At 31.2% G+C, this 1,149-nt stretch carries 1 protein-coding gene; it reads left to right on the top strand.

Going from position 1 to position 1,149, the window contains the following annotated elements; translation table 11 throughout:
* Positions 1–110 precede the first annotated feature (110 nt).
* Positions 111–980, top strand: a complete 870-nt coding sequence (locus E6A48_RS11750; protein ID WP_013244600.1) for a glycine--tRNA ligase subunit alpha — start codon at positions 111–113, stop codon at positions 978–980.
* Positions 981–1,149 lie beyond the last annotated feature (169 nt).

Raw genomic sequence — 1,149 nt, forward strand, 5'->3', positions numbered from 1 at the left:
ATAAAAAAGTATATAAAATTAATATGATTTTTTAATAAATTTATAGCAATTAAATTGTATATATTATATAATACATATAAAAATATAATATTATCGGAGAAAACTAAAAAATGACATTTAGTGATTTAATAATGACTTTAAATAAATTCTGGAGTGAAAATGGATGTATAATACAGCAAGGTTATGACCTAGAAGTAGGAGCAGGAACATTTAACCCAGCAACTGCATTAAGAGCATTAGGACCAGAACCTTTTAGCGTTGCTTATGTAGAGCCTTCAAGAAGACCAACAGACGGAAGATATGGAGAGAACCCAAACAGACTTCAGCATTATTATCAGTATCAAGTAATAATGAAACCGTCTCCAGAAAACATTCAAGATTTATATATACAAAGTTTGGAGGCATTGGGAATAAGTTTTAAAGACCATGATATAAGATTTGTTCATGATGACTGGGAATCACCTACACTTGGAGCTTGGGGACTCGGTTGGGAAGTTTGGCTTGACGGTATGGAGATAACACAGTTTACATATTTCCAAGCTGTTGGAGGAATAAACTTAAAACCTATAACAGGTGAAATAACTTATGGCCTTGAAAGAATATGTATGTACTTACAGAATGTTGATAATGTATATGATTTAGAATGGGGACATGGAATAAAATACGGTGATGTACATTTACAGGGAGAGAAAGAGTTTTCTAAATACAATTTTGAAATAGCTGACACTGATATGTATTTTAGACATTTTAAAGAATATGAAGAAGAATGCGACAGATGTTTAGCTAATGGATGTGTGCTTCCTGCTTATGATATGGTAATGAAAAGCTCACATGTATTTAATATGCTTGATGCAAGAAATGCAATAAGTGTAACAGAGAGAGCTGGATATATTGCAAGAGTAAGAGATTTAATGAAAAAAGTATCTGCTGCCTATATAGAATCAAGAGAGAAGATGGGATATCCATTGATAAAAAAATAAAATAATAATATAAAAGAATAAATAAAGCGGACTTATTTTCTAAGCCCGCTTTTTTATACAATAAAAATTTTTAAGTTTATTAAAAACTAGTTTTTTATTTTTAATTACTTATGGGGACTAGCCCCCATACCCCCAGTTCTTTTGCTGCCGCAAAGAACCAAAAAGGCTG

This window comes from Brachyspira pilosicoli, from assembly GCF_019402445.1.
Classification (GTDB): domain Bacteria; phylum Spirochaetota; class Brachyspiria; order Brachyspirales; family Brachyspiraceae; genus Brachyspira; species Brachyspira pilosicoli_B.

What these genes read in the sequence shown, in the direction of transcription:
- E6A48_RS11750 (WP_013244600.1), top strand. Translation starts at nt 111, where the DNA reads ATGACATTTAGTGATTTAATAATGACTTTAAATAAATTCTGGAGTGAA.